This is a genomic window from Wolbachia endosymbiont (group B) of Eupithecia inturbata (assembly GCF_964030915.1).
Lineage (GTDB): Bacteria > Pseudomonadota > Alphaproteobacteria > Rickettsiales > Anaplasmataceae > Wolbachia.
In genome coordinates this window covers 461,985-483,503 of the sequence record NZ_OZ034987.1, presented here as the reverse complement: position 1 = coordinate 483,503, position 21,519 = coordinate 461,985, and the positions used below count along the sequence as shown (strand labels likewise).

The following is a 21,519-nucleotide window of genomic DNA, read 5'->3' as shown; positions in this document are numbered from 1 at the left end:
ATTACAAAAATTTTCTCAACCTCGGTGTCAGCTGCCAGTGATTTTACCAAGAAAATATAGTAAAAATAGTCTGATATAGATGGTTTTACGATATAGTGAAATTATTATAAACAAATGAATTTAGTGGTGTTAGGAATACCTGGCTCTTTTATGTGGATTTATATTCTCAATAACCTGCTCTAAAGATAAATTATATAATTTTGACACAGGTTCTTCGCATTCAGTATATCTTTTAAATGTAGGGAGTGGTATAAGTGACTCTATATTTATGTCCAGCTCTTGGGGAACATATTTAATTATATCTTCGTAAATACGTTCCTTGTTGTTCAAGTAATCGATATTAATATCTGTAATTTTACCAGCTTTACGCAGGAGTATAGCAAGCCTCAAAGTCGACTTTACGCTAGGTTTAAAATTTTTAAATATATTGACAAATACCTTACCAGTAACATTATCTGTTATTGCTTTTAGCTCTTTAGTGGTAACAGAATTGATGCCCTTAACAACATCTTGATCTTCTAGTACTTTTATAATATCTTGAGAACTAAACTTATTAAATATGAGTTCTAATTTCTCAGGAGCAATTGAATTGATGCAATCAACAATTTTTTGATCTTTTAGTGTTTTTATAATATTTTCAAAACTAAAATTCCCATTATTAAATATGAATTCTAATTTCTTAAGAGCAATCGAATCGATGCAATCAACAATTTTCTGATTTTCTAGTAATTCTATTGTATCTACACAGTTAAGCTTATCACTATAAAATATGAGTCGAAATTTTTCAATGTTAAAAGAAATGATATTCTCAACAACCTCCTGATTTTTTAGTAGTATTATAATATCGCTAAGAAGAAACTTATCATTACAAAGTATGAATTGAAGTTTTTCATAATCAATAAAATTGATGTGCTTAACAAGCTCTTGATTTTCTAGCAACCTTATAACCTTGTGACTGCTACTAGCATACTTGCTACTATTAAACTTATCACTATTATGAATGAGTTCAAATTTTTCATAATCAATAAAATAGAGGTATTCAACAACTCTTTGATTTCCTAATAACTCTATAATATTTTCACCACTAAACTTATCACTCTTGAGTATAAGTTGAAGCTTTTTATCATCAAGAGAGTTAATTCGATCAATAGAACTCGAATCTTTTAGTAATTCTGTAACATTTTGCTCACTAAGCTTACCATCACTCTCAACTATCATCCATTGAATAAAACGGATATTCCTAATAGCATTTTGATTTTCTAGTGGTATTCCCACATCTGCATCGTTGCAAAACTGAACATCATCAACATGTTTTTCATTAATTCCTTTATTTCCTAGTGCTTCTTTAGCGAAGTTATTCGGATCATTTTTTTCATCTTCCTCGTAATCATAATATCCATAATCTTCTTCATTCTCCTCACTATCACTACTTTCGAATTCATTGTTGATATTGCAAACCTTCCCACCTTTTAGTATTTCTAGAATATTGTGCTCCGCAGGTGCATCATTTAGCATGGACCTAAACATTTCATCATCATAATCGTTGATGTGATTAACAATGCTCTCATCTAATAGTAATTCTTCAATACCTTTGTGACTAAACTTATTATGATACTTGCATAAGATTTTAAGCTTACTGTAATCCATTGAATTGATGCCATCAACAACTCTTTGATTTGATAGTAATTCTCTGTTATAAGTCTTACATATCAGTTGAAGTTTTTCGTTATATAAGTCTTCTGCATTGCCTGCCTTATCAAAATCCATAATCTTATTTCAATTTACTTAGTATTTTAATTTTGCATGTATTAGGAGGAAATAATCAAGCATTATGATAAAAGGCCTAATGAATTTATTAGTTTATTTATGTTTCTTTTCATGTATAAATTTATAGAAAGTTTTATGTAGAAGTTATTTTATGAGCAAAATTATAGAAATCAGAGCGCCAAAAACTCTTGGTGGTGAATCAGTTACGGAAGGTATAGTAAAAATAAAGAAAAATATCGGCGAAGCAGTAAAAGTAGATGACTTGATCTTTGAAATTGAAACTGATAAAACGGCGCTAGAACTAACTGCAGAAGCTTCAGGACAAATAACTGAATTTTTTGTGAAAGAAGATGATGTAATTAGCCCTGATCAATTACTGGCAAAACTTGCTGTAGGAGAAGTAAAAGAAGAAGTGAAAAAAGAAGATAAAGGCGAAAGCCCTGATAAAAAAGATGCCCCTTCAGCTCGTAAAATTATGGAAGAAAATGCAATTAGTGCAGAAAATGTAAAAGGAACTGGCATGGGAGGCAGAATAACTAAAGCGGATGTGATAGACCATATGAGTAAAGCTGAACAACCTCCGGTAAAACAATATGAATCGCCAAAAAGTGTAGTAAGTGGAGAGAGAAGAGAAGAGCGAGTGAAAATGAGCAAAATAAGGCAAGTAATAGCTGCTCGTTTGAAAGCATCGCAAAATACTGCTGCAATACTGACCACGTTCAATGAAATTGACATGAAAAACGTCATGGATCTGAGGGCAAAGTATAAAGAAACTTTTGAAAAGAAATATGGAATAAAACTGGGTTTCATGTCGTTTTTTATAAAGGCAGCAGTGCAAGCACTAAAAGAAATTCGTGAGATTAACGCTGAGATTTCAGGTGATGAAATTGTATATAAAAATTACTATGACATAGGTGTTGCTGTTGGCACTGACAAAGGTCTTGTTGTACCAGTTATTCGTGATGCTGATCAAATGTCATTTGCTGAAATTGAACTAACTTTAGTTGCTCTTGGCAAAAAAGCACGAGAAGGTAAGCTGCAAGTATCGGAAATGGAAGGTGCAACATTTACTATCTCAAACGGTGGTGTGTATGGTTCACTTCTTTCTACTCCGATAATAAACCCTCCGCAATCTGGAATACTTGGCATGCACTCAATACAAAATAGACCAGTTGCTGTGAGTAGCTCAATTGAAATCAGACCTATGATGTACATTGCCCTCTCTTACGATCACAGAATAGTTGATGGCAAAGGAGCAGTTACTTTCCTTGTGAAAATCAAAAATTACATAGAAGATCCAAATAGATTGGTTTTGGAAATTTAAGCAGGTTAAAAGCGACAAGTAAGTTTTTCTGAAGTTTTCAAGATGGGTGGCTTTGTTGAATGGCAAGGAATGAGGAGGAGTAATGAAAGGAATTTACGAGGCAAATTTGAAAATAGGCATACCTATATCAGTAAAGTTATTAATCAAATAGCATTTTAAAAGCACCTCTTGAGAGCGATTTACCTCAGATTTATTCTTAAAACTAAATCCAAATGTTTTTTTGAGCCTCAGGAAAAAACTCTCGATACGTGAACGTATTTCATACCTTGTCTTCTTTTTCCAGTGGGTTAAATTGTAAGTTTTCCTTATACTAATGTTGTTGTTTCTTTCTGATAGATAATCTATATTGCTGCAGATTTTTTCTTGGCTTTATGATGGGTTTCAAATTGTATTGATTGCACAACTTATATAAATTATCTGTATCATAAGCTCCATCTGCACGCAGAGACTTAATCTTATAGATATCACCCATTTCCTTTAGTATTTTAGATTCTATCATGTGAAAGAAAATTAGTATATCGAATTGCTATTGCCTTTTTGCTGTTTTCGTCCAAAGCAACATGTAGCTTTCTTATTTGATCTGTACCATTATACTTCCTTATCTTGGCGTTATCTTTGTTATGTTGAGTACTGTTACTATAAATATGGATTACAGTACTATCTATAGCAATTTCAATATTCTCTATGTCATTTTTATCTGTTCTGTGGTCACATAATTTCAAATTAAGTTTGACGAGAAGCTTGTGAATACTTGGAGATTCTTCACTATACTTTGTAAATATCCTTTTATAAATCCAACTGCTTGCCTTAAGCCTATTCTAAATAGATTAACAACTATATGTACTGCAATAACAACCTTATCGCTATAAATCTCCAGGAATTTTTTCTGAACTTTCGTACCAGTTTTCTATAGCTTCATCGATAAAATGAAAGACATTTCCTCTTTTTTCTAAAAATTGATTATACTCTTTATGACTACTGACTTTCATCTTCTGTGGCATATACTCTACAAAATGTTCATTTCTTAATAGAGTAACCACTTTCTTTAGATTTTCTCCCTTTTTTTCTCCCATCTCTACTCGCTATGCAACAAAGCCAGCTCTGCTCTATTATAACTACTACCAATGCTGAATATTGCTTCTTGAAGAACTTTAATTCCAATAAGAGAAAAGGCCTTTATTTTTATGTCTTCTGTTCCTTCTGTTCCACTTTTTCCTATATCCATTATTTTATTAGCAAACTCAGCCCATTTACCTGGCTTTCCTATTTGATTTTCTAGTCTCTCATAGTACTCTGATAAAGAGCGTTCATAAATAAAAACAAAATCTTCAACAAACTTTCTGAGCTTTTCATGCACTTCCTTTTCTTGCGCAGAAAGTCTTTCTGCTTGATTAGAAGATTCTGTTAAATGTTCTTCTAAAGTTTCAATAATCTTTTCCTTATTGGATTGCTTAGCAATATCGAGTGGAGTTTTACCTTGATTATTTTTAATGTTTTGGTCTATACCAGACACATTCAAAAGAAGTTCGACAATGTCTTGATGTTCTTTGCTTACAGCAACATGTAGTGGTGTATTACCACCATCATTGAGATCTATATCATTAATATTTTCTACTTGAGTAAGTAATTCTTTAATTGCATTAGTCTTGTCTAGCTCAGGATTGCCCGTTTTGTGTTCACGTATCATAAGAAACAACTTGGCAATATTAGTATCATCAGGGTTATATTGACGTCTTATTCTATTTTTAAACTGAAAAGATTTTTCTTCCCTATCTGAACTAGTTGCTTGTGGGTTAGTCTTTATATCTTGCATAAAATCCCTCTCTATTTTACATAAAAACCTAAATTTTGTTATATGCTAATCAATACAATTGGCAATGCAAGTAGTTTTTATGTGTCTTTTAATATTTTATCTTCAGGCTATTTTATTTAAGTTTTTGACTAAAGAGTTATATATCTCTTTGGCCTAGCAATACATTCTACTAAAAATTTAGATAAAATAACCATTTCCAGAACTCAAAACCAGCTAGTGAGTTATCTAAGTGGAGAAAGTCACCTCTCCCCACTCGACTTCAAAACCGGACTTCCCATCATCCGGCTTCTCTCTAATTTGGTATACATACTTCCATGTAATTGATCGTGGCAGTGCTTATGAAGCAAGGATAGATTTTTCATGTTATTATTGCAATCTTGATGATGTACATGTGTTAAACCTAAACCAAAGATAACAATAATTACATTTACCTTGCTGTAACTTCAGTAATTTTATTACTCGTGATCTGGTAATTTACTTAAACGATTTCCCCAATATGGCCAATCTCCATCATACGGAGATCTATTTCCATTTACTTTGATATGTCGTTTAATAGCATGATCCCTATGTCTAATAAGATATAACTTGTTATTTACCATATATCTCCAATTGTCGTTACCATACTTTTTAAAGTATTTTCTTTTAACCCAACACCTTCTTTTGTCATGGTGTCTATAGACAGCCCATTTCCAAAGTTTGTTATGCATAGAGTAGTCTAATAAATTAAAGACTTTGCTTGAGACTACCGAGATGTAATATTGGCTCCAACCCCTTATTATTGGATTAAGTTCTTTTATTACAGTTTCTTGTGGCGCTGCTCGCAACTCTTTAAGCTTATGTTTTATAGATAACAAGTGTTGACTTATAGATTTACGACTTGGTTTAATCAATAACTTGTAACCTCTCTTATTTTGACGTGTTTGATAATGCCTTATTGAAAATCCAAGAAAATCAAATCCTGGCTTTTCCCCATTTAGGGATTTCAGTGTATGTGCAATTCTTGTCTTTGATGACTTTAATTCTAGTCCAACGGGTTTTAGCCATTTTTCAGTTAGAACCTTTGCCTTCATCACAAGTTCCTCGCTCTCGTGTAATACCACAAAATCATCAGCGTACGTAATTACACTAACTGAATTTTGCGCCTGCTTGCGAGACACCCTGCTATATTTCTTTTTCGCATATTGGAAAAGTTCTTCCTTAAGTTCTTCTTTGATATTCTGTTCTAGTCCATATAGTGCTACACATGCAAGTAATGGAGAAATTGCTCCACCTTGAATTGTGCCACGTTTGGTAGGACTGAACTTTCTATCTTCCATAATGCCTGCTTTCAACCATCCTTTTATAATTCTCTTTAAAGGTGGTGTGGTATTAAGTTTTTCAAGCAGTGCAGAATGTTTCAAAGCATCCGGAAATATCAGCATCTAGTATAAATGCTGTTTTCTGACCAAGTGCGATAAATATAGCTGCTATTGAATCATGACACGATCTACCAGATCTAAAACCGTAAGTGTTAGGCTCAAACTTTGCTTCCCATTCCGGTTCTAGTGCCATTTTAACAAGTGTTTGCTTTGCTCTATCTGCTATTGTAGGAATACCGAGCGGGCGATACTCCGATGGCCTATCAGATTTTGGGATCCATACCCGTCTTGATGGCTTTGCCTTCTCTCTTATATTTAAGGAATTTGCTAATAGCAATCTTTCCTTTTTATTAAGATTAGACTTTCCATCAATGCCTGAAGTCTTTTTCCCTTTGTTATCCTGAGTTACCCTTCTAACAGCGAGCATTCTTGCACTTGTTGACTTTAGTAATAACCTCTGAAGATTATGCATCTTCTTGATATCATTACATTGTGAAGCTCGGTAAATTCGTTTTTGTAGCTTAAATGAAGATTTCTCAAGCTTGCGCCAAATTCCATTCATACTTAACATTTTGTTGGCTCATAACATATTCACTACTATTCACAACTTTACCTTCCAAATTAAAGTGTTTACGTCTGCATATCCCAAATATTACTTTAGGCATTAGCTTCTTAAACAATCCCTCCACATAGAAACCTCAGTTGCGGATTAGCCAACGAAGTAAAGCTTAGAAATGCAGGGCTTTTTCGGCTGCATGGAATATGAAACAAGCGTAGAAAAAATGTGTACCAAAAAATTTATCGGTGATCTATGTCTTGTATGCTCAATCTCAAAGTTGTTTTTCAGAGAGCCAAAAACTGTCTCAATAATCGATCTTTTTCTTAACAAAATCTTCTCATTTAGCGCCATTAATGAGTTTTTCATACCCTTTTTTATACTGGTTACAAGCTTTAACCCTCTATCGAATAATTCGTGAAAAAGATCTTTTTTGATATATCCTTTATCTCCAAACAATAATCCAGTCAATTTCTGAGTTAAATTTGGCACAGGTTTTCTATCATCAATGTTGCCTTTTGTCACCGTAACCCCTTGAATTTCGCCAGCTTCGTTGATTACTAGATGTAGTTTAAAACCGAAAAACCACCCATAGGTAGTCTTTCCAATCTTTGCCAACCCTTTGAAAACTTTATTTCTCGAGGTCCTTTTTGGATGGCAAACAGCGATAGATGTTGCATCTATGTACGAAATCCCTGTCACTTTTGACTGTTCGCAAAACCATTGCATTAAGAGCACTAAATACCATAAAACCCTAGATTTTAGCCTAATAAACCTACTATAGGATGGCAATTTTGGAAACGCTGATTCGTATAATAATTTCAAATAATGCACATAGAAAATTTTAAAATTGTCGCACTTGGATTGGTGATATAGCAATATTATGGTAAGAATCTCTGAATGCGTAATCTCTGGCGTCCTGGTTGGTTTTTTGCTACTTGGTAGAAGTTTTTCTGCAAAATTCTTGTCAACTGAATTGCAAAAATCGTCGATCAGGCAAAATAATTCTGTTATATTTTCATTCATTGGTAACCTCTCTATTTTGTAAATAATTTTCCGAGGTTACCCTATTTTCCTGGCTTTTTCACTGATTTCTAATCCGCAACTGGGGTATAGAAGCATTTAGTGGGCCACCTTCTTAGTTATAGCTCTTTTCATAATAGTCCAAACGAGGTAAAATAAGGTTTTATAGTAGTGAAGGTAAGGATGCCAGCAGCATATAGTTATAAAAAAAGCAATGGAAGCACTAGAAGAAGGAGAAAGCAGGGAAACGGTGGCAGCAAGATTTAAAATTGGAAGAACTACGTTATGGGAGTGGCAGCAAAGAAGAAAAGAAACAGGAGATTTTCAGTCAAAAAAACTTGGAAATGGAGGTTATAATCACAAAATTACTGACTGGAATAAATTTACTGAATTTGCTAAAAAATATGGTGGTATCGGAAATGGCTAAGCTTTGGAGCAATGTTAGTATCCCAACGATCCATCGAGCTCTTAAAAAAATTGGACTCACACGCAAAAAAAGACATATGGATACAAAGAAAGAAACGAAGAAAAACGCGCTGAATTTTTGAACATTCCCTTTTCTCTGCTTTTTTAACTTTTTCCTTGCCACTTTTCATATCTTCAGATAGAGATTTGACTAATGCATCTAATGATTCTTGTTCTCTGTACTGATCCATTAAACTCAATAGCTTTTTGCTTTCTCTTGTTTTAGGTAGCAGAACTTTAATATTCACTGATAATCCTTCTGCTATTTGATATAATTTATCAAATGATATGGCAGTGTATCCTATTTCATACTCGTGTATTTCCTTGAGTGTTAAACCAACTTTGTTTGCTAAATCTTTTTGAGTATACCTTTTTATCAATCTCCATTCTCTTATTCTTTGCCCTACTCTATAGTATATAACCCCAGTTGCGGATTAGAAATCAGTGAAAAAGCCAGGAAAATAGGGTAACCTCGGAAAATTATTTACAAAATAGAGAGGTTACCAATGAATGAAAATATAACAGAATTATTTTGCCTGATCGACGATTTTTGCAATTCAGTTGACAAGAATTTTGCAGAAAAACTTCTACCAAGTAGCAAAAAACCAACCAGGACGCCAGAGATTACGCATTCAGAGATTCTTACCATAATATTGCTATATCACCAATCCAAGTGCGACAATTTTAAAATTTTCTATGTGCATTATTTGAAATTATTATACGAATCAGCGTTTCCAAAATTGCCATCCTATAGTAGGTTTATTAGGCTAAAATCTAGGGTTTTATGGTATTTAGTGCTCTTAATGCACCCCAGTTGCGGATTAGAAATCAGTGAAAAAGCCAGGAAAATAGGGTAACCTCGGAAAATTATTTACAAAATAGAGAGGTTACCAATGAATGAAAATATAACAGAATTATTTTGCCTGATCGACGATTTTTGCAATTCAGTTGACAAGAATTTTGCAGAAAAACTTCTACCAAGTAGCAAAAAACCAACCAGGACGCCAGAGATTACGCATTCAGAGATTCTTACCATAATATTGCTATATCACCAATCCAAGTGCGACAATTTTAAAATTTTCTATGTGCATTATTTGAAATTATTATACGAATCAGCGTTTCCAAAATTGCCATCCTATAGTAGGTTTATTAGGCTAAAATCTAGGGTTTTATGGTATTTAGTGCTCTTAATGCAATGGTTTTGCGAACAGTCAAAAGTGACAGGGATTTCGTACATAGATGCAACATCTATCGCTGTTTGCCATCCAAAAAGGACCTCGAGAAATAAAGTTTTCAAAGGGTTGGCAAAGATTGGAAAGACTACCTATGGGTGGTTTTTCGGTTTTAAACTACATCTAGTAATCAACGAAGCTGGCGAAATTCAAGGGGTTACGGTGACAAAAGGCAACATTGATGATAGAAAACCTGTGCCAAATTTAACTCAGAAATTGACTGGATTATTGTTTGGAGATAAAGGATATATCAAAAAAGATCTTTTTCACGAATTATTCGATAGAGGGTTAAAGCTTGTAACCAGTATAAAAAAGGGTATGAAAAACTCATTAATGGCGCTAAATGAGAAGATTTTGTTAAGAAAAAGATCGATTATTGAGACAGTTTTTGGCTCTCTGAAAAACAACTTTGAGATTGAGCATACAAGACATAGATCACCGATAAATTTTTTGGTACACATTTTTTCTACGCTTGTTTCATATTCCATGCAGCCGAAAAAGCCCTGCATTTCTAAGCTTTACTTCGTTGGCTAATCCGCAACTGAGGTTTAATGCAATGGTTTTGCGAACAGTCAAAAGTGACAGGGATTTCGTACATAGATGCAACATCTATCGCTGTTTGCCATCCAAAAAGGACCTCGAGAAATAAAGTTTTCAAAGGGTTGGCAAAGATTGGAAAGACTACCTATGGGTGGTTTTTCGGTTTTAAACTACATCTAGTAATCAACGAAGCTGGCGAAATTCAAGGGGTTACGGTGACAAAAGGCAACATTGATGATAGAAAACCTGTGCCAAATTTAACTCAGAAATTGACTGGATTATTGTTTGGAGATAAAGGATATATCAAAAAAGATCTTTTTCACGAATTATTCGATAGAGGGTTAAAGCTTGTAACCAGTATAAAAAAGGGTATGAAAAACTCATTAATGGCGCTAAATGAGAAGATTTTGTTAAGAAAAAGATCGATTATTGAGACAGTTTTTGGCTCTCTGAAAAACAACTTTGAGATTGAGCATACAAGACATAGATCACCGATAAATTTTTTGGTACACATTTTTTCTACGCTTGTTTCATATTCCATGCAGCCGAAAAAGCCCTGCATTTCTAAGCTTTACTTCGTTGGCTAATCCGCAACTGAGGTTATATAGAATCAGTGCAGACTTCTTTCTCTGTATTATCATACTCGTAAATAGATAAGCCGGTTGCTTGGGAAATTATGTCAACTGAAACTCCTTCTTTAACTAGATTTTTTGCTACTTCTAATCTTGCCTCCTCTTGATTGATTTTCTCGCTAATATGAACAAACCTGACTAATGAAGGTACTATTTTGCCTAACTTTTGATTCTCATATATTTTTGTTAGATAGAGTATTTCTTCGTCTTCATCTTCATACTCTCTTACTGTTATTGGTTTAGGTAATAGATCTACAACATTAACTGACAGTACTCTTGCTATTACATATAGTACTTCAATCGTAATAGGAATATACCCATTTTCATAATTGGTTACTTCTTTATATGCTAATCCGATTTCACTTGCTAACTCTGCTTGAGTACACCTTTGCATTAATCTACAATCTTCTATTTTTTGCCCTATTTTATAACTTATAGAACTAATATCTCTTACAGAAACAAACATATATACCTTACTTAGAAATAAATTTTCATGCAATTTGATCAGCGGATAAACCAACTATTTGCAAAATAATATCAATAGAAATTCCCCCTTTTACTAAATCCTTTGCAACTTTGATCCTTTCCGCTTTCCTCACTTTTTCTTCGCAAATATGCATCCCTTCAAATAAAGATTTTATTAATGCATTACGTAGTTCTTGGCTCTCAATTTCTTTGTATTCTTTAATCAAATCAGGTAGCTCATTTTCTACTGTACTACCTTCATCTATTAGTAGATCTGTAATATTAATCGATAACGCTTCTGCCATTTCATATAATTTATCAAGTGGAACAGCAGTCCTTCCTTGTTCATAGTTGCTTACTTCGTGACGGGTTGTACTCATTTTCTCTCCTAAATCTTTTTGAGTATACTCTCTCACTAGCCTCCATTCTTTTATCTTCTTTCCTATTTTGTAGTAGATAGAACCCGTTTTTTCTTCAATACATTCATCAGCAGAGAGGCCAATTGCTTGTGAAACAATATCAACAGAAACTCCTGCTTTAACCAGACCTTTTGCAATTTTTATTTTTTCCGATTTTCTACTACTTTTTTCACTGACTTGGACAAATTTGGTTAGCAAACAAAACATCTTACGTAACTCCTGATCGTTAATCTTCTTATATTTTCTTATTAGGTTTAATATTTCTTCTCCCTCATCTTCAAGACAGCTTTTTGATGCAGGAATAAGATCCGTAATACTGATTGATAGTGCTTCAGCTATAGCATATAACCTTTCGATTGAAATTCTACGGTTCCCTTTCTCATATTGCAGTATTACCCTGTACTTTACACCAATTTTCTCTGCTAAATCCTTCTGAGTATAACCTCTCTCTAACCTCCAATTTTTCACTTTTTCCCCTACTTCACAGTCTAGACTTTTTTCCACGAAAACAACCATGCATATAATATTTTCTATTATAGCTCAAAGGCTCCAGATATAATAGCTAGACTCTGGAACCTTTAAATTGGTTGTAGATGAATTAAAGTGCCCTACAAGTTTCTTTACTATTTTCACGTACTTTGTCCACCCATAAAAACAATTTTTCACTTACTTCCTTCTGCTTTTCACTCCATATGCCACATCTAGTGAAACTACCTTTCTCTACTGCTTCTTTAAGTTTTACTCCCCCGAAAAGGCAATTTTTTCCAATTTCTTCCCCTATTTGTTGTAATTCAGCCCACATTTCCTTGTTTTCTACTCTGACTTGTACTTGATCATATTTTTTTACATCATGGCACAATATGATATTAAGCTTACCAGTGCTCGTAGGAAATTCTAATACAATAGAGCCTCCACCTGATACATCAACGTAATTTCTTGTACCTCCCTTCTCGCTTTTAACCTCAACTGCATCATTACCAATTTTTAAAATATTACTTCCTAACTTTCTGTTTGCTTCTAGTATTTTGGCTACTTCTATCTTACTATTTTCAGAGAACTCTATATACGATGTTGTATTGTCTATCTCGATATCTATTAATTCTCCTTCTTGAACAGCACTTTCGCCAGCTTTCTCTAGTTCTTCTAGTCTCTCATCTATCTGTGGCTGAACTTCTGGTTGTAGCTCATTATAGATTTCACCTATCAATTTATTCTCCAATAAAGTATCATGAAACTCTGCACCACTTAGCATTAGTTTACGTATTAGCTTTTTACGATCACTTTTTTCTAATCTGTGAAAGTGTGTACCCAATACTACATACTCTGCAATACTCCATTCGCCATCATTACATGCATTTAGCCTTGCTCCAGATGCTAATACTTGGTCTATATTTTTGTGTAATTCATTTACGCTTTTTGCCTCTACTATCGCACTCTTAAACCAGCTCAACTTTTCACTTTCGCTTGCACTTGGTTTTATTTTTTGCAAATTTGAAGCAAATGGATTTAAATCTTCTGCTTGATCATTTAAAGGTTTTATGCCATAAACATAGTCAAGGCTTTTCCCGTAGTTGATTTGAATGTTTCTGCTAGGGGAAGCCTCCCGATTTATCTCCTTCTGATTATTAATTTTGCTCACAAATTTAGACTGCTTTATATCAACGCCTTCAAGAGCACCAAATATTTTCTTGTGATTAACATTAGTCTTTTTATTCTGATCTTTACTAGTCATATAAACCTCATATTAAAAATACTTTTTAAGTGTACAATAAACTTTGTTATTATACATTTTATTACTCATTATAAATTATAGCGAGCAGATTTGCAAATACTTTCTGCTATAACAATCCGTTTTCTCTAAAGCTAAAATAGCCCGCACTTGTAACGATAATATGATCAAATAATCTAACGCTTACAGTACTACATGCTGCTGCTAAGCTCTTTGTTACTGCTTGATCTTCTTCTGAAGGCTCTAAGCTTCCTCCAGGATGGTTATGTGACATTATTACTAATGTTGCATTCTTTATTAATGCTTTTTTTATAATCTCCTTTATGTATACTGGTGCTTTTTCCATTTCACCAATATAGGATTCTTCTCCAATTAATTGGCGCCTTTTATTCAAGTACAGTATTTTTACACATTCCCTTTCTGAGTGGCCTATACTTACGTTTAAGTACTCTACTAGCCCTTGTAAGTCCATTATTGGCTCACTCTTAAGCTTTTCTCTCAGTACCCTTTCTAGTGTTTCCTTAACACACATAATCATTGCTACTGCAGAATCAGTTACTCCTTCTATAACTTTCAGGTCATCCATTTCTCGGCCTAAAATCCTTCCTACTCCCGTATAGGTATTCACCAGATTTTTAGCAATTTCTTGAGCTTGTGGCCTTTCATGTACTGCACTTAGAAACGTTTCCATTATTTCACGATCAAGTAGTGCTTTACCTTTGCTTTCTAATATTCTGAATTCTATTTCTTCTTTACTTTTATTCATATAATTTACCTTTCACTAACAACAAATTGTTTTTAATTATTTACTGCTGTTTTTTTATCAGCATTGGCATAAAGCCATAGCTTCCGAGTGAAGTCAAATCAATTTTTCAATCTTTTTTACTTATTTTTTCATGAATAGGTGAAGATATTAATATATGGTGATTTTTTTATTTTAAACTTGTTGAATTTTGTCTAAAGAGATGCCTACTGTTTTTAAAATAATATTGATAGAAATTTCTTCCTTAACTAAATTCTTTGCAATTTTCATCTTTTCTGCTCTCTCCACTTTCTCTTTGCAAACTTGTATGCTTTCAAACAGAGATTTTATTAGTACATGACGTAGTTCTTGACTTTCAATCTTTTTGTATTCTTCAATTAAATTCGGTAGTTCATTTTCTACTTTACTACCTTCCTCTATTAGCAGATCTGTAATATTAATCGATAATGTTTCTGCTATTGCATATAATTTTTCCAGTGGAATAGCTACACGCCCTTGCTCATAGTTGCTTATTTCATCACGTGTTGTATCCATTTTCTCAGCCAAATCCTTTTGAGTATACTCTCTCACTAGCCTCCATTCTTTTATCTTTTTCCCTATTTGGTAGTAAATAGAACCTCCTTTTTCTTCAACACATTCATCAGCAGACAGACCAATTGTTTTTGAAACAGTATCAACAGAAACTCCTGCTTTAACCAGACCTTTTGCAATTTTTATTCTCTCTGTTTTTTTACTACTTTTCTCACTAACTTGAACAAATTTGGTTAATAAACAAAACATCCTACGTAACTCATGATCGTTAATCTTTTTATATTCTCTTATTAGATTTAGTTCCTCATTTTTAAAGCAGGCTTTCTCATTTGATACAGGAATTAGGTCTATAATATCAACCGATAACACCTTTGCTATAGCATATAACTTTTCAATCGAAATTTTTCGTGTTCCTTTTTCATATTGCAGTATTACCTGATATGTTGTTCCGATTTTTTTTGCTAAATCTTTTTGAGTATATCCCTTTGCTAATCTATGATTTCTTACTTCCTGTCCTATTACTTTGTAATCTAAAAAATTAGAGCATTTATTCTCTTTTTTCACATTTTATACTCCATAACCAGAAGAGCTGTTACGTATACTTAATTGGGAACCTTTTTGACAAACTGAACTCATCTCCTTTCAAACAATTTTTCTATATCACTTAGTTTCATTTCTATGTAAGACGGTTTGTTGTTTTTGTATCTAAAAGAATTATTGCCATATTTTCAACTCTCAGTCTGATGAAGATATAGCTTTAATGTCAATAAAAATCAATCTCTATTAGGTATCTTCACTAATTTCAAAACAGAAATAATTTTAAAAAACCCAGCCCAAAATTTTATGGTAAGCTCTCCTTTGGTTTAATTTTAGTTGAATATTTCTTCACAATTGTGTATAATTATTAATGCTTTCTAGGTTAATTTATCATGGCTCTTTCTAAGTTTCTCGATCCCAAGAATGATATATCGTTTAAGCGTATCTTTGGTACTGAAAAAAATAAAGATATCCTTATTCACTTTCTTAATGATATTCTTGGCTTCACTGGCAAAAGTACAATAAAGGATATAGAGTTTTTAAGTACTATTCAAGACCCTGATATTGCTTCTAAAAAACAAAGCATTGTTGATGTTCTCTGTAGAGATGAAAATGGGCTGCAAGTGATAGTCGAAATGCAGGTCGCTAAAACCAAAGGCTTTGAAAAACGTGCCCAATATTACGCAGCTAAAGCTTATTCAAGACAAGCTAGTAAGGGTGATCAATACCATGACCTTAAGGAAATTATCTTTATTGCTATAGCAGATTGTATTTTATTTCCTGATAAGTCCGAGTATAAGTCAAAGCATACTATTCGCGATGAAAATACTAATGAACATGATTTAAAAGATTTTTACTTTATATTTATTGAGTTGCCTAAATTTCCAAAAACTAAAGAAGATCAGCTTTCAAGTATAGTTGAAAAATGGGTCTACTTCTTTAGATATGCAGACGAAACTAGTGAAGAAGAGCTAGAGAGAATAATAGGAAGTGATTTAATAATTAAAAGAGCATATGAAGAACTAAATAGGTTTAACTGGTCAGAAAAAGAATTTATTGCCTATGAACAAGAGATCAAGCGTATTCGTGATGAACAGGCTGTCCTTGCTCAAAAACTCGATGATGCTAAACATGAAGGTAGACAAGAAGGTAGACAAGAAGGTATTCAAATCGGCGAGGAAAGAGGTAGAGAAGAAGGTGAAATGAAAGCTAAAATAGTAGTGGCAAAGAACCTACTTAAAGTTGGAGTTTCAGTTGATATTATCTCACAGTCTACTGGCTTATCTATAGATGAAATAAAAAAACTTCAAAAGTAATATTTTCACCTTTATAGTTGCTATCTTATTAATTATACTTCTTACAGAATATAAAGCACTTGAATAGTCTACAAATAGGTGCCTTACTGTGAGTAGTGTAAGATAAATGAGGTAAATAAAAAAATGGATGTTGCTGTTACTGAATGTCTTGTTTCTTTAGAAAATAGTTATAATTCAATTTGATCCATACAACATCAAGACAGAATTAATGAAAATTATTTTGCAAGAAAAGTCTTGTACACAAACAGAAATAGCAAAAATCTTAGGTGTAGATCAACCAAAAATTTCACATATAAAAAACTGACGTACCTTTGGCTTTTCTTTTTCTCAGCTTTTTACTAAAACTTGGATATGATATAGATTTAAAAATTAACAACCTTGCAATAATAAAAATAGATTCCAAAGCGCTTATGCATCTTATGAAAAACATTATAGCTAAGCATAATTTATCTCAGAACAAGGCTGCCACACTTATGCAAATTGATCAACCTAAAGTATCGTGTATCAATAGACTCAGAACTGACCTTATTTCTTTAGAACTTCTTTTAACCCTGTTAGTCAGGTAATACCAACCATCACAAATAAAATTGCAAATAATTCACAGAGCAAATGGTTCTAATTGAACTTTCGGTAATATTGCAAATAAACTCAGATACAGAATCTTCTAATGATGTAATATAGTCATATATCTTGTTCTTTATGAGATTGTCCTTTAAATATTGCCACAACCTCTCTACAGGATTCAGTTCTCACTTTTACCCACAAGTATAAAAAGCAAGTAAGATAGAGAAAAATATACTGAGTAAGATGAGGTAAAAATGTGTGAAGTAAATAGAAATGTACAATGTGCTGATGGCTTAGGAGATAAATGGCTAGAAAAAGAGTTGAGACATGTTAATCTGGGAGATGTAAGGCTTAATAAAAGACTTATTAAAACAAGCTATTTAATAGAGAATAAGGCGTCTGGGTCAATTAATCAAAGCTGTGTAGGATGGAAAGAAGCTAAAGGTGCATACAGATTATTTAGCAATGAAAAGCTTGAAGCTAAGGAAATTTATTCTTCCCATTATAAAGAAACTATAGAAAGGATAAAAGGAGATGAGATTGTATTTTCAGTTCAAGATACAAGTTATTTGGATTTTGACTCTCATATAAAGACTAAGGGTCTAGGTAGTATTTCTAAAGCCTATACAAAACATAAAAAGGGTTTGTTATTGCACAGTGCCTTAATAGTTAACAAAGACGGATTACCTTTAGGGCTATCTTCTCAACAGTGTTGGGCACGTTCTATCAGGGAAGAAACAGCGCAAGAAAAAGCAAACAGGAAATACCGTACTGCTATAAAGGAGAAAGAAAGCTATAAATGGATAGCGGCACTAAAAGAAACCCTAAATAACCTCGCAGAAGGTGCACAGCTTGTTACTATTGGTGATAGGGAAGCAGATATTTTTAAGTTTTTATGGACTATTGAATCATTGGATAGTTTTTATGTAATCCGCAACCGAACTAATAGGAAATTCATCTGTATTGAAGGGGGAAAAACGGATTTGCAAACACGTATAACTCAACTGCCTGTAAAAAGGGAAATTGTTTTGAATGTTGCTGAAAATAAATACCAAATCTCAAGAAAAGCTAACATTGAAGTCAGGTATATGAAAGGCTATATACCTATCAGATCTTCTTACATTTATGGATCGAAAGATACAGAGCATAAAATAAGTGATAAAATCGCTATATATGTAGTAAGTGCCAAAGAAACAAATCCTCCTGAAAGAGTAGAAGCTATTGATTGGACTTTGCTGACTAATGTACCAGTTAATAGCACTTTAGATGCTATAGAAAGGATCAATTGGTATAAGCTAAGATGGAAAATCGAGGAGTATTTTAGGATTTTAAAATCAGGATGTAAGGTAGAAAGCTCTCGTTTAGCTACAAAAGAAAGATTAGAGAAATTAATCGCTATAAAGAGCATTATTGCATTTAAAATTTTATATTTAACAAAAGTCGCTTTATCGAATCCCATGGAGGTTTGTACCAAGGTTTTAAGTAATGAAGAGTGGAAAACCCTTTACATACGTGAGCATAAAGTAGCCAAATTGCCAGAAGAACCTCCAAACATAAAACAAGCTATTATTTGGTTAGGAAAATTAGGTGGATTTATGAATAGAAAAAGTGATAATTTACCAGGAACTATGACTCTATGGCGTGGTTATGAAAACCTCAGGGAAAGCATGGTTATGCTTCGCATAATGACCTCTCAAAGTTGTGGGTAAAAGTGAGTGTTAAAACCTATCGCTTCTTTAACTTTCAGTGTAGTTGTATTAACTCTAAATAATCTACTTAATATAGACATAATTATATTTAAAATTTTAACAAAACGCTATTATGATTATTTCTATATGTAACGTCAATAAAATTTTAACTAAAATTAAGAAATTACTTTTTAAGTACTCTAAGATAATACGCTAATAAACCCAGATTTCCCATAGACAATATGTTTCCTTTGAAACCATATAATAAATTTAGCAGCTTGTTGACAACAGAAATTCCTTTACAAATCCCCCAAATACCCTTACCATGACATCAAGGGTATTTATGACTCAAAACTTGTTTTGATCTGCAGGCTCAATGACAAAATTCAGTAAAAAACTCAGAGTATTTATTGGCGAATTACATAAAATTATAGCGGCTTTTTTTATTTTTTCTACATTCAGCCAAATCGCGCTTATTTTAAGCGTTAGCACATTATTACGGCGCCAATTTACATTATAAAACTCACTACTAGGGGATTCTTTTGCCTTTTTTCCATCTAGTTAATTTCTTAATGTTTATAATCCCGCTACGTGTTAGTGATATAACTATACAAGAAGTAGTAGAAAGCTAGCTTGCATTAGCTTTATTTGTTATAATTACATTCGGTTTTATAAAGTGAGGAGTAAATATGCCAGAAGTTACTGGGGAAGATTCTAATAAGGAAAGTAGAATAGAAAACGAGCTACAACAGGATTATGAATATGAATTGATTAAAAGTTTATTCATGTTTCCTGATAGGCGTCATTTGGTAGATATTGCTGAAGCTACAAAAGGCTCGTTTGATAATTTAATGTGTGCGTGGCTTGTTACAACTGAGTTGACAGACAGTCAAGAAGAGTTAGATGAGGAATTGCTATCTATTTTTAGTGCAATGAGATCTTTGAGTGCAGGAGATAGTTACCGACAACTTCAAAAGTTTTTATTAAATAATAAAGATAATCAAAATCTAAAAACCGTTCTTAATTGTGAAAGGGGAGAGTCTAGTTTGACGATATTGCACATAATATCAAGTATGGCTTGGGCAAGAAAACAATATGATTGTGCCGTAAGTTTGCTTTTAGAAGCAGGAGCTGACCCTAATATCAAGAATGATAAAGGAAGGACACCATTACACTATGCTACTGGACCTTATAGTATAGCTGCTCTCTTAGAAAAGGGAGCTGACCTTAATGCAGAAGATAATGAAAAAAAAAACGCCTTTGCATCATGTTGCTAGTGTTGGTTGTTCTGAAGGCGTAGTTTTACTCTTAGAGAAAGGAGCTATTTCTGATCAAGGTGATAAACAAGGAAAAACTCCTCTGCAAGTTGCACGTGATAATCATCATGAACATATTGAAAAGTACTTTGTGACTTATAAGCGAGAGAAGTTGAGTGATAAGTTACGCTCTATAATGGAAACAAAAGACTGGTTCGAAGATGGTTCAGGTTACGTTTTAACTAAGAGACAGGGGGGCTTGAGAAGAAAGTTGTTGGATATAGTAAATAACTCAGAAGGTGATTCAGTTGTTGAAGATCTACAAGAATTCTTAGATGATTTTGGGAATGATCAAGATCTAAGAATGGTTTTGAATCTTCGAAGTAATGAAGGAGAGTTGCAGGTGCATCAACATGCTAAAAATCTTGATTCTTTTGCTCGTTCAGGTACTGATGAAAGAGCAAATAAATTTGAAGTAAAAAGATTACTTTTGAAAGCAGATGCAATCAATTTACAATGGTCAAGTTATGATGAGAAGGAGTATTATTCTAGGGATTTATGGAGTAATTTACCGCCGAATCGACAGATAAAGCTAAAAGAATTTTTAGATAAAGTTTCTAAAGCTCAAAATATGGATGAACTAGAAGGAGTTGTAAATGAGGCTATTCTCTCAGGAGGAAGGATTAATAGACGATTTTCTCAAGATAAGAAGCGTAATTTTACAGATTGTGTTATGGAAAGGATTGGTGAGTTAGGAAAGAATCCTGAAGTTGCAAGCAAGATAGTATGCAAGTTGGTATCAATAGGGGCAGTGTTATATAATAAAGATAATATGAAAGTAATTGATACACTAGAATCTGAATTTAAAGAGCACAAAGAAAATATGATAGAAGCTTATCTAGATTATCTAGAGAGTACCCTAGATTTTATGGAAGTTATAAAAGGAGCAGTTATTAATGGTATGGTAAAGAATGCAAAAATAGATAACACTACTTTATACTCGGAATATTCCGAAGATAGTATAATAAATGTTGCAAGGCTCACAGAAAAAGCTAGTAAGTTAAGGCGAGCTCAGGGAAACATAGACTATGAAAGAGATATAATAAAGATTGGTAAAAGTGAGGTAGCAATTATAACAAAGAATGGTATAAGGAATTACACCAATCTTGCGGACGATAGTGATATAGTGTTGACTTTCCCTACCACTAAGGGAGAGTTAGACGTTAGGTTATATCCTGATAAGCAAAATAAAGACTGGATAAAGGTAGAAGTAAGAGATCAAGAGAGGTTGAAAGAATTAAAAGATTGTGGAGAAGAAATAGGAAAAAATTGCTTATTTGGTGGTTACTCAGTTTACAATGCTATTGAACGTGGGTACTTTGAAAGGCCTGCAGGAATTTTCCAGGGAGAAAGATTACAAAGTGGTGAAAAAGTTTCTCATGTAGATCAATTACAAAGTAAAAAAAATAATAAGGTACGTCAAATTGGATTATACTAAGCTTGGTTTACAGTAGGTCTTAGATTATGCAAGAAGTCTAATT

The 21,519-nt window shown here is 33.1% G+C and carries 17 protein-coding genes and 7 pseudogenes; 11 read left to right on the top strand and 13 right to left on the bottom strand.

Features of this window, described 5'->3' with window-relative positions:
- Window positions 1-129: 129 nt before the first annotated feature.
- Window positions 130-1,767 (bottom strand): hypothetical protein, encoded by a 1,638-nt coding sequence (locus ACQH21_RS02360; RefSeq protein ID WP_425384419.1) that lies wholly within the window; start codon window positions 1,765-1,767, stop codon window positions 130-132.
- Window positions 1,768-1,918: 151 nt separating this feature from the next.
- Here ACQH21_RS02360 and odhB point away from each other — a divergent pair, with 151 nt between their 5' ends.
- Window positions 1,919-3,091, top strand: a complete 1,173-nt coding sequence (odhB, locus tag ACQH21_RS02355) for a 2-oxoglutarate dehydrogenase complex dihydrolipoyllysine-residue succinyltransferase (RefSeq protein WP_425384418.1) — start codon at window positions 1,919-1,921, stop codon at window positions 3,089-3,091.
- Window positions 3,092-3,184: 93 nt separating this feature from the next.
- Here odhB and ACQH21_RS02350 read toward each other — a convergent pair.
- The 6 genes and pseudogenes from ACQH21_RS02350 to ACQH21_RS02325 form a co-directional block, all read right to left on the bottom strand.
- A pseudogene (locus tag ACQH21_RS02350) lies at window positions 3,185-4,092 on the bottom strand (IS5 family transposase).
- Window positions 4,093-4,166: 74 nt separating this feature from the next.
- Entirely contained in the window at window positions 4,167-4,904 is a 738-nt protein-coding gene (locus tag ACQH21_RS02345; protein WP_425384417.1) for an ankyrin repeat domain-containing protein, read from the bottom strand.
- A gap of 455 nt (window positions 4,905-5,359) precedes the next feature.
- Window positions 5,360-5,728, bottom strand: a complete 369-nt coding sequence (locus tag ACQH21_RS02340) for a group II intron maturase-specific domain-containing protein (protein ID WP_425384541.1) — start codon at window positions 5,726-5,728, stop codon at window positions 5,360-5,362.
- Between the two features lie 168 nt (window positions 5,729-5,896).
- Window positions 5,897-6,824 (bottom strand): annotated as a pseudogene (locus ACQH21_RS02335) (reverse transcriptase domain-containing protein); the annotation flags it as partial.
- Entirely contained in the window at window positions 6,799-6,927 is a 129-nt protein-coding gene (locus ACQH21_RS02330; protein ID WP_264376161.1) for a hypothetical protein, read from the bottom strand. The pseudogene ACQH21_RS02335 and the gene ACQH21_RS02330, both read right to left, overlap by 26 nt.
- Before the next feature lie 44 nt (window positions 6,928-6,971).
- A complete protein-coding gene (locus tag ACQH21_RS02325) occupies window positions 6,972-7,844 on the bottom strand; it encodes an IS982 family transposase (protein ID WP_425383942.1) in 873 nt (290 codons plus the stop codon).
- A 180-nt stretch (window positions 7,845-8,024) separates the two neighbouring features.
- On the opposite strand from ACQH21_RS02325, the pseudogene ACQH21_RS02320 reads away from it, so the two are divergent.
- Window positions 8,025-8,394: pseudogene (locus tag ACQH21_RS02320) on the top strand (IS630 transposase-related protein); the annotation flags it as partial.
- Window positions 8,395-8,593: 199 nt separating this feature from the next.
- On the opposite strand, the pseudogene ACQH21_RS02315 reads toward ACQH21_RS02320, so the two are convergent.
- Window positions 8,594-8,686: pseudogene (locus ACQH21_RS02315) on the bottom strand (WO male-killing family protein Wmk); the annotation flags it as partial.
- Between the two features lie 126 nt (window positions 8,687-8,812).
- Between ACQH21_RS02315 and ACQH21_RS02310 the strand changes: the two are divergent.
- From ACQH21_RS02310 to ACQH21_RS02300, 3 genes and pseudogenes are all read left to right on the top strand, one after another.
- Window positions 8,813-9,124 (top strand): annotated as a pseudogene (locus tag ACQH21_RS02310) (IS982 family transposase); the annotation flags it as partial.
- A gap of 75 nt (window positions 9,125-9,199) precedes the next feature.
- Entirely contained in the window at window positions 9,200-10,072 is an 873-nt protein-coding gene (locus tag ACQH21_RS02305) for an IS982 family transposase (protein WP_425383942.1), read from the top strand.
- Window positions 10,073-10,086: 14 nt separating this feature from the next.
- A pseudogene (locus ACQH21_RS02300) lies at window positions 10,087-10,665 on the top strand (IS982 family transposase); the annotation flags it as partial.
- A gap of 16 nt (window positions 10,666-10,681) precedes the next feature.
- On the opposite strand, the pseudogene ACQH21_RS02295 reads toward ACQH21_RS02300, so the two are convergent.
- The 5 genes and pseudogenes from ACQH21_RS02295 to wmk (ACQH21_RS02275) all read right to left on the bottom strand — a co-directional run.
- Window positions 10,682-11,176: pseudogene (locus ACQH21_RS02295) on the bottom strand (helix-turn-helix domain-containing protein); the annotation flags it as partial.
- 25 nt (window positions 11,177-11,201) lie between these two features.
- Window positions 11,202-12,110: a WO male-killing family protein Wmk gene (gene wmk, locus ACQH21_RS02290; protein ID WP_425384416.1), complete on the bottom strand. Its 909-nt coding sequence runs from the start codon at window positions 12,108-12,110 to the stop codon at window positions 11,202-11,204.
- Window positions 12,111-12,192: 82 nt separating this feature from the next.
- Window positions 12,193-13,326: a hypothetical protein gene (locus ACQH21_RS02285; RefSeq protein WP_425384415.1), complete on the bottom strand. Its 1,134-nt coding sequence runs from the start codon at window positions 13,324-13,326 to the stop codon at window positions 12,193-12,195.
- A 106-nt stretch (window positions 13,327-13,432) separates the two neighbouring features.
- On the bottom strand, window positions 13,433-14,089 hold the full coding sequence (locus ACQH21_RS02280; protein ID WP_425384088.1) for a JAB domain-containing protein: 657 nt from the start codon (window positions 14,087-14,089) through the stop codon (window positions 13,433-13,435).
- Between the two features lie 171 nt (window positions 14,090-14,260).
- A complete protein-coding gene (gene wmk / locus ACQH21_RS02275; RefSeq protein ID WP_425384087.1) occupies window positions 14,261-15,181 on the bottom strand; it encodes a WO male-killing family protein Wmk in 921 nt (306 codons plus the stop codon).
- A gap of 365 nt (window positions 15,182-15,546) precedes the next feature.
- Between wmk (ACQH21_RS02275) and ACQH21_RS02270 the strand changes: the two genes are divergently transcribed.
- The 6 genes from ACQH21_RS02270 (at window position 15,547) to ACQH21_RS02245 (ending at window position 21,476) form a co-directional block, all read left to right on the top strand.
- On the top strand, window positions 15,547-16,470 hold the full coding sequence (locus ACQH21_RS02270) for an Rpn family recombination-promoting nuclease/putative transposase (RefSeq protein WP_425384414.1): 924 nt from the start codon (window positions 15,547-15,549) through the stop codon (window positions 16,468-16,470).
- Window positions 16,471-16,678: 208 nt separating this feature from the next.
- Window positions 16,679-16,774, top strand: a complete 96-nt coding sequence (locus tag ACQH21_RS02265; protein ID WP_425384413.1) for an ArsR family transcriptional regulator — start codon at window positions 16,679-16,681, stop codon at window positions 16,772-16,774.
- A gap of 106 nt (window positions 16,775-16,880) precedes the next feature.
- Complete coding sequence (locus ACQH21_RS02260) at window positions 16,881-17,036, top strand: XRE family transcriptional regulator (protein WP_425384412.1); 156 nt, start codon at window positions 16,881-16,883, stop codon at window positions 17,034-17,036.
- Between the two features lie 252 nt (window positions 17,037-17,288).
- Entirely contained in the window at window positions 17,289-18,743 is a 1,455-nt protein-coding gene (locus tag ACQH21_RS02255) for an IS4 family transposase (protein WP_425384012.1), read from the top strand.
- A gap of 668 nt (window positions 18,744-19,411) precedes the next feature.
- Window positions 19,412-19,999 (top strand): ankyrin repeat domain-containing protein, encoded by a 588-nt coding sequence (locus ACQH21_RS02250; protein ID WP_425384411.1) that lies wholly within the window; start codon window positions 19,412-19,414, stop codon window positions 19,997-19,999.
- Entirely contained in the window at window positions 19,965-21,476 is a 1,512-nt protein-coding gene (locus ACQH21_RS02245; protein WP_425384410.1) for a hypothetical protein, read from the top strand. Before ACQH21_RS02250 ends, ACQH21_RS02245 begins: the two co-directional genes overlap by 35 nt.
- Window positions 21,477-21,519 lie beyond the last annotated feature (43 nt).

Bases quoted from the DNA above. Each gene is read 5' to 3' on its own strand.
- ACQH21_RS02360 (WP_425384419.1), bottom strand. From the start codon at position 1,767: ATGGATTTTGATAAGGCAGGCAATGCAGAAGACTTATATAACGAAAAA.
- odhB (WP_425384418.1), top strand. From the start codon at position 1,919: ATGAGCAAAATTATAGAAATCAGAGCGCCAAAAACTCTTGGTGGTGAA.
- ACQH21_RS02345 (WP_425384417.1), bottom strand. From the start codon at position 4,904: ATGCAAGATATAAAGACTAACCCACAAGCAACTAGTTCAGATAGGGAA.
- ACQH21_RS02330 (WP_264376161.1), bottom strand. From the start codon at position 6,927: ATGCCTAAAGTAATATTTGGGATATGCAGACGTAAACACTTTAATTTG.
- ACQH21_RS02325 (WP_425383942.1), bottom strand. From the start codon at position 7,844: ATGAATGAAAATATAACAGAATTATTTTGCCTGATCGACGATTTTTGC.
- ACQH21_RS02305 (WP_425383942.1), top strand. From the start codon at position 9,200: ATGAATGAAAATATAACAGAATTATTTTGCCTGATCGACGATTTTTGC.
- wmk (WP_425384416.1), bottom strand. From the start codon at position 12,110: ATGGTTGTTTTCGTGGAAAAAAGTCTAGACTGTGAAGTAGGGGAAAAA.
- ACQH21_RS02285 (WP_425384415.1), bottom strand. From the start codon at position 13,326: ATGACTAGTAAAGATCAGAATAAAAAGACTAATGTTAATCACAAGAAA.
- ACQH21_RS02280 (WP_425384088.1), bottom strand. From the start codon at position 14,089: ATGAATAAAAGTAAAGAAGAAATAGAATTCAGAATATTAGAAAGCAAA.
- ACQH21_RS02270 (WP_425384414.1), top strand. From the start codon at position 15,547: ATGGCTCTTTCTAAGTTTCTCGATCCCAAGAATGATATATCGTTTAAG.
- ACQH21_RS02265 (WP_425384413.1), top strand. From the start codon at position 16,679: ATGAAAATTATTTTGCAAGAAAAGTCTTGTACACAAACAGAAATAGCA.
- ACQH21_RS02260 (WP_425384412.1), top strand. From the start codon at position 16,881: ATGCATCTTATGAAAAACATTATAGCTAAGCATAATTTATCTCAGAAC.
- ACQH21_RS02255 (WP_425384012.1), top strand. From the start codon at position 17,289: ATGTGTGAAGTAAATAGAAATGTACAATGTGCTGATGGCTTAGGAGAT.
- ACQH21_RS02250 (WP_425384411.1), top strand. From the start codon at position 19,412: ATGCCAGAAGTTACTGGGGAAGATTCTAATAAGGAAAGTAGAATAGAA.
- ACQH21_RS02245 (WP_425384410.1), top strand. From the start codon at position 19,965: ATGAAAAAAAAAACGCCTTTGCATCATGTTGCTAGTGTTGGTTGTTCT.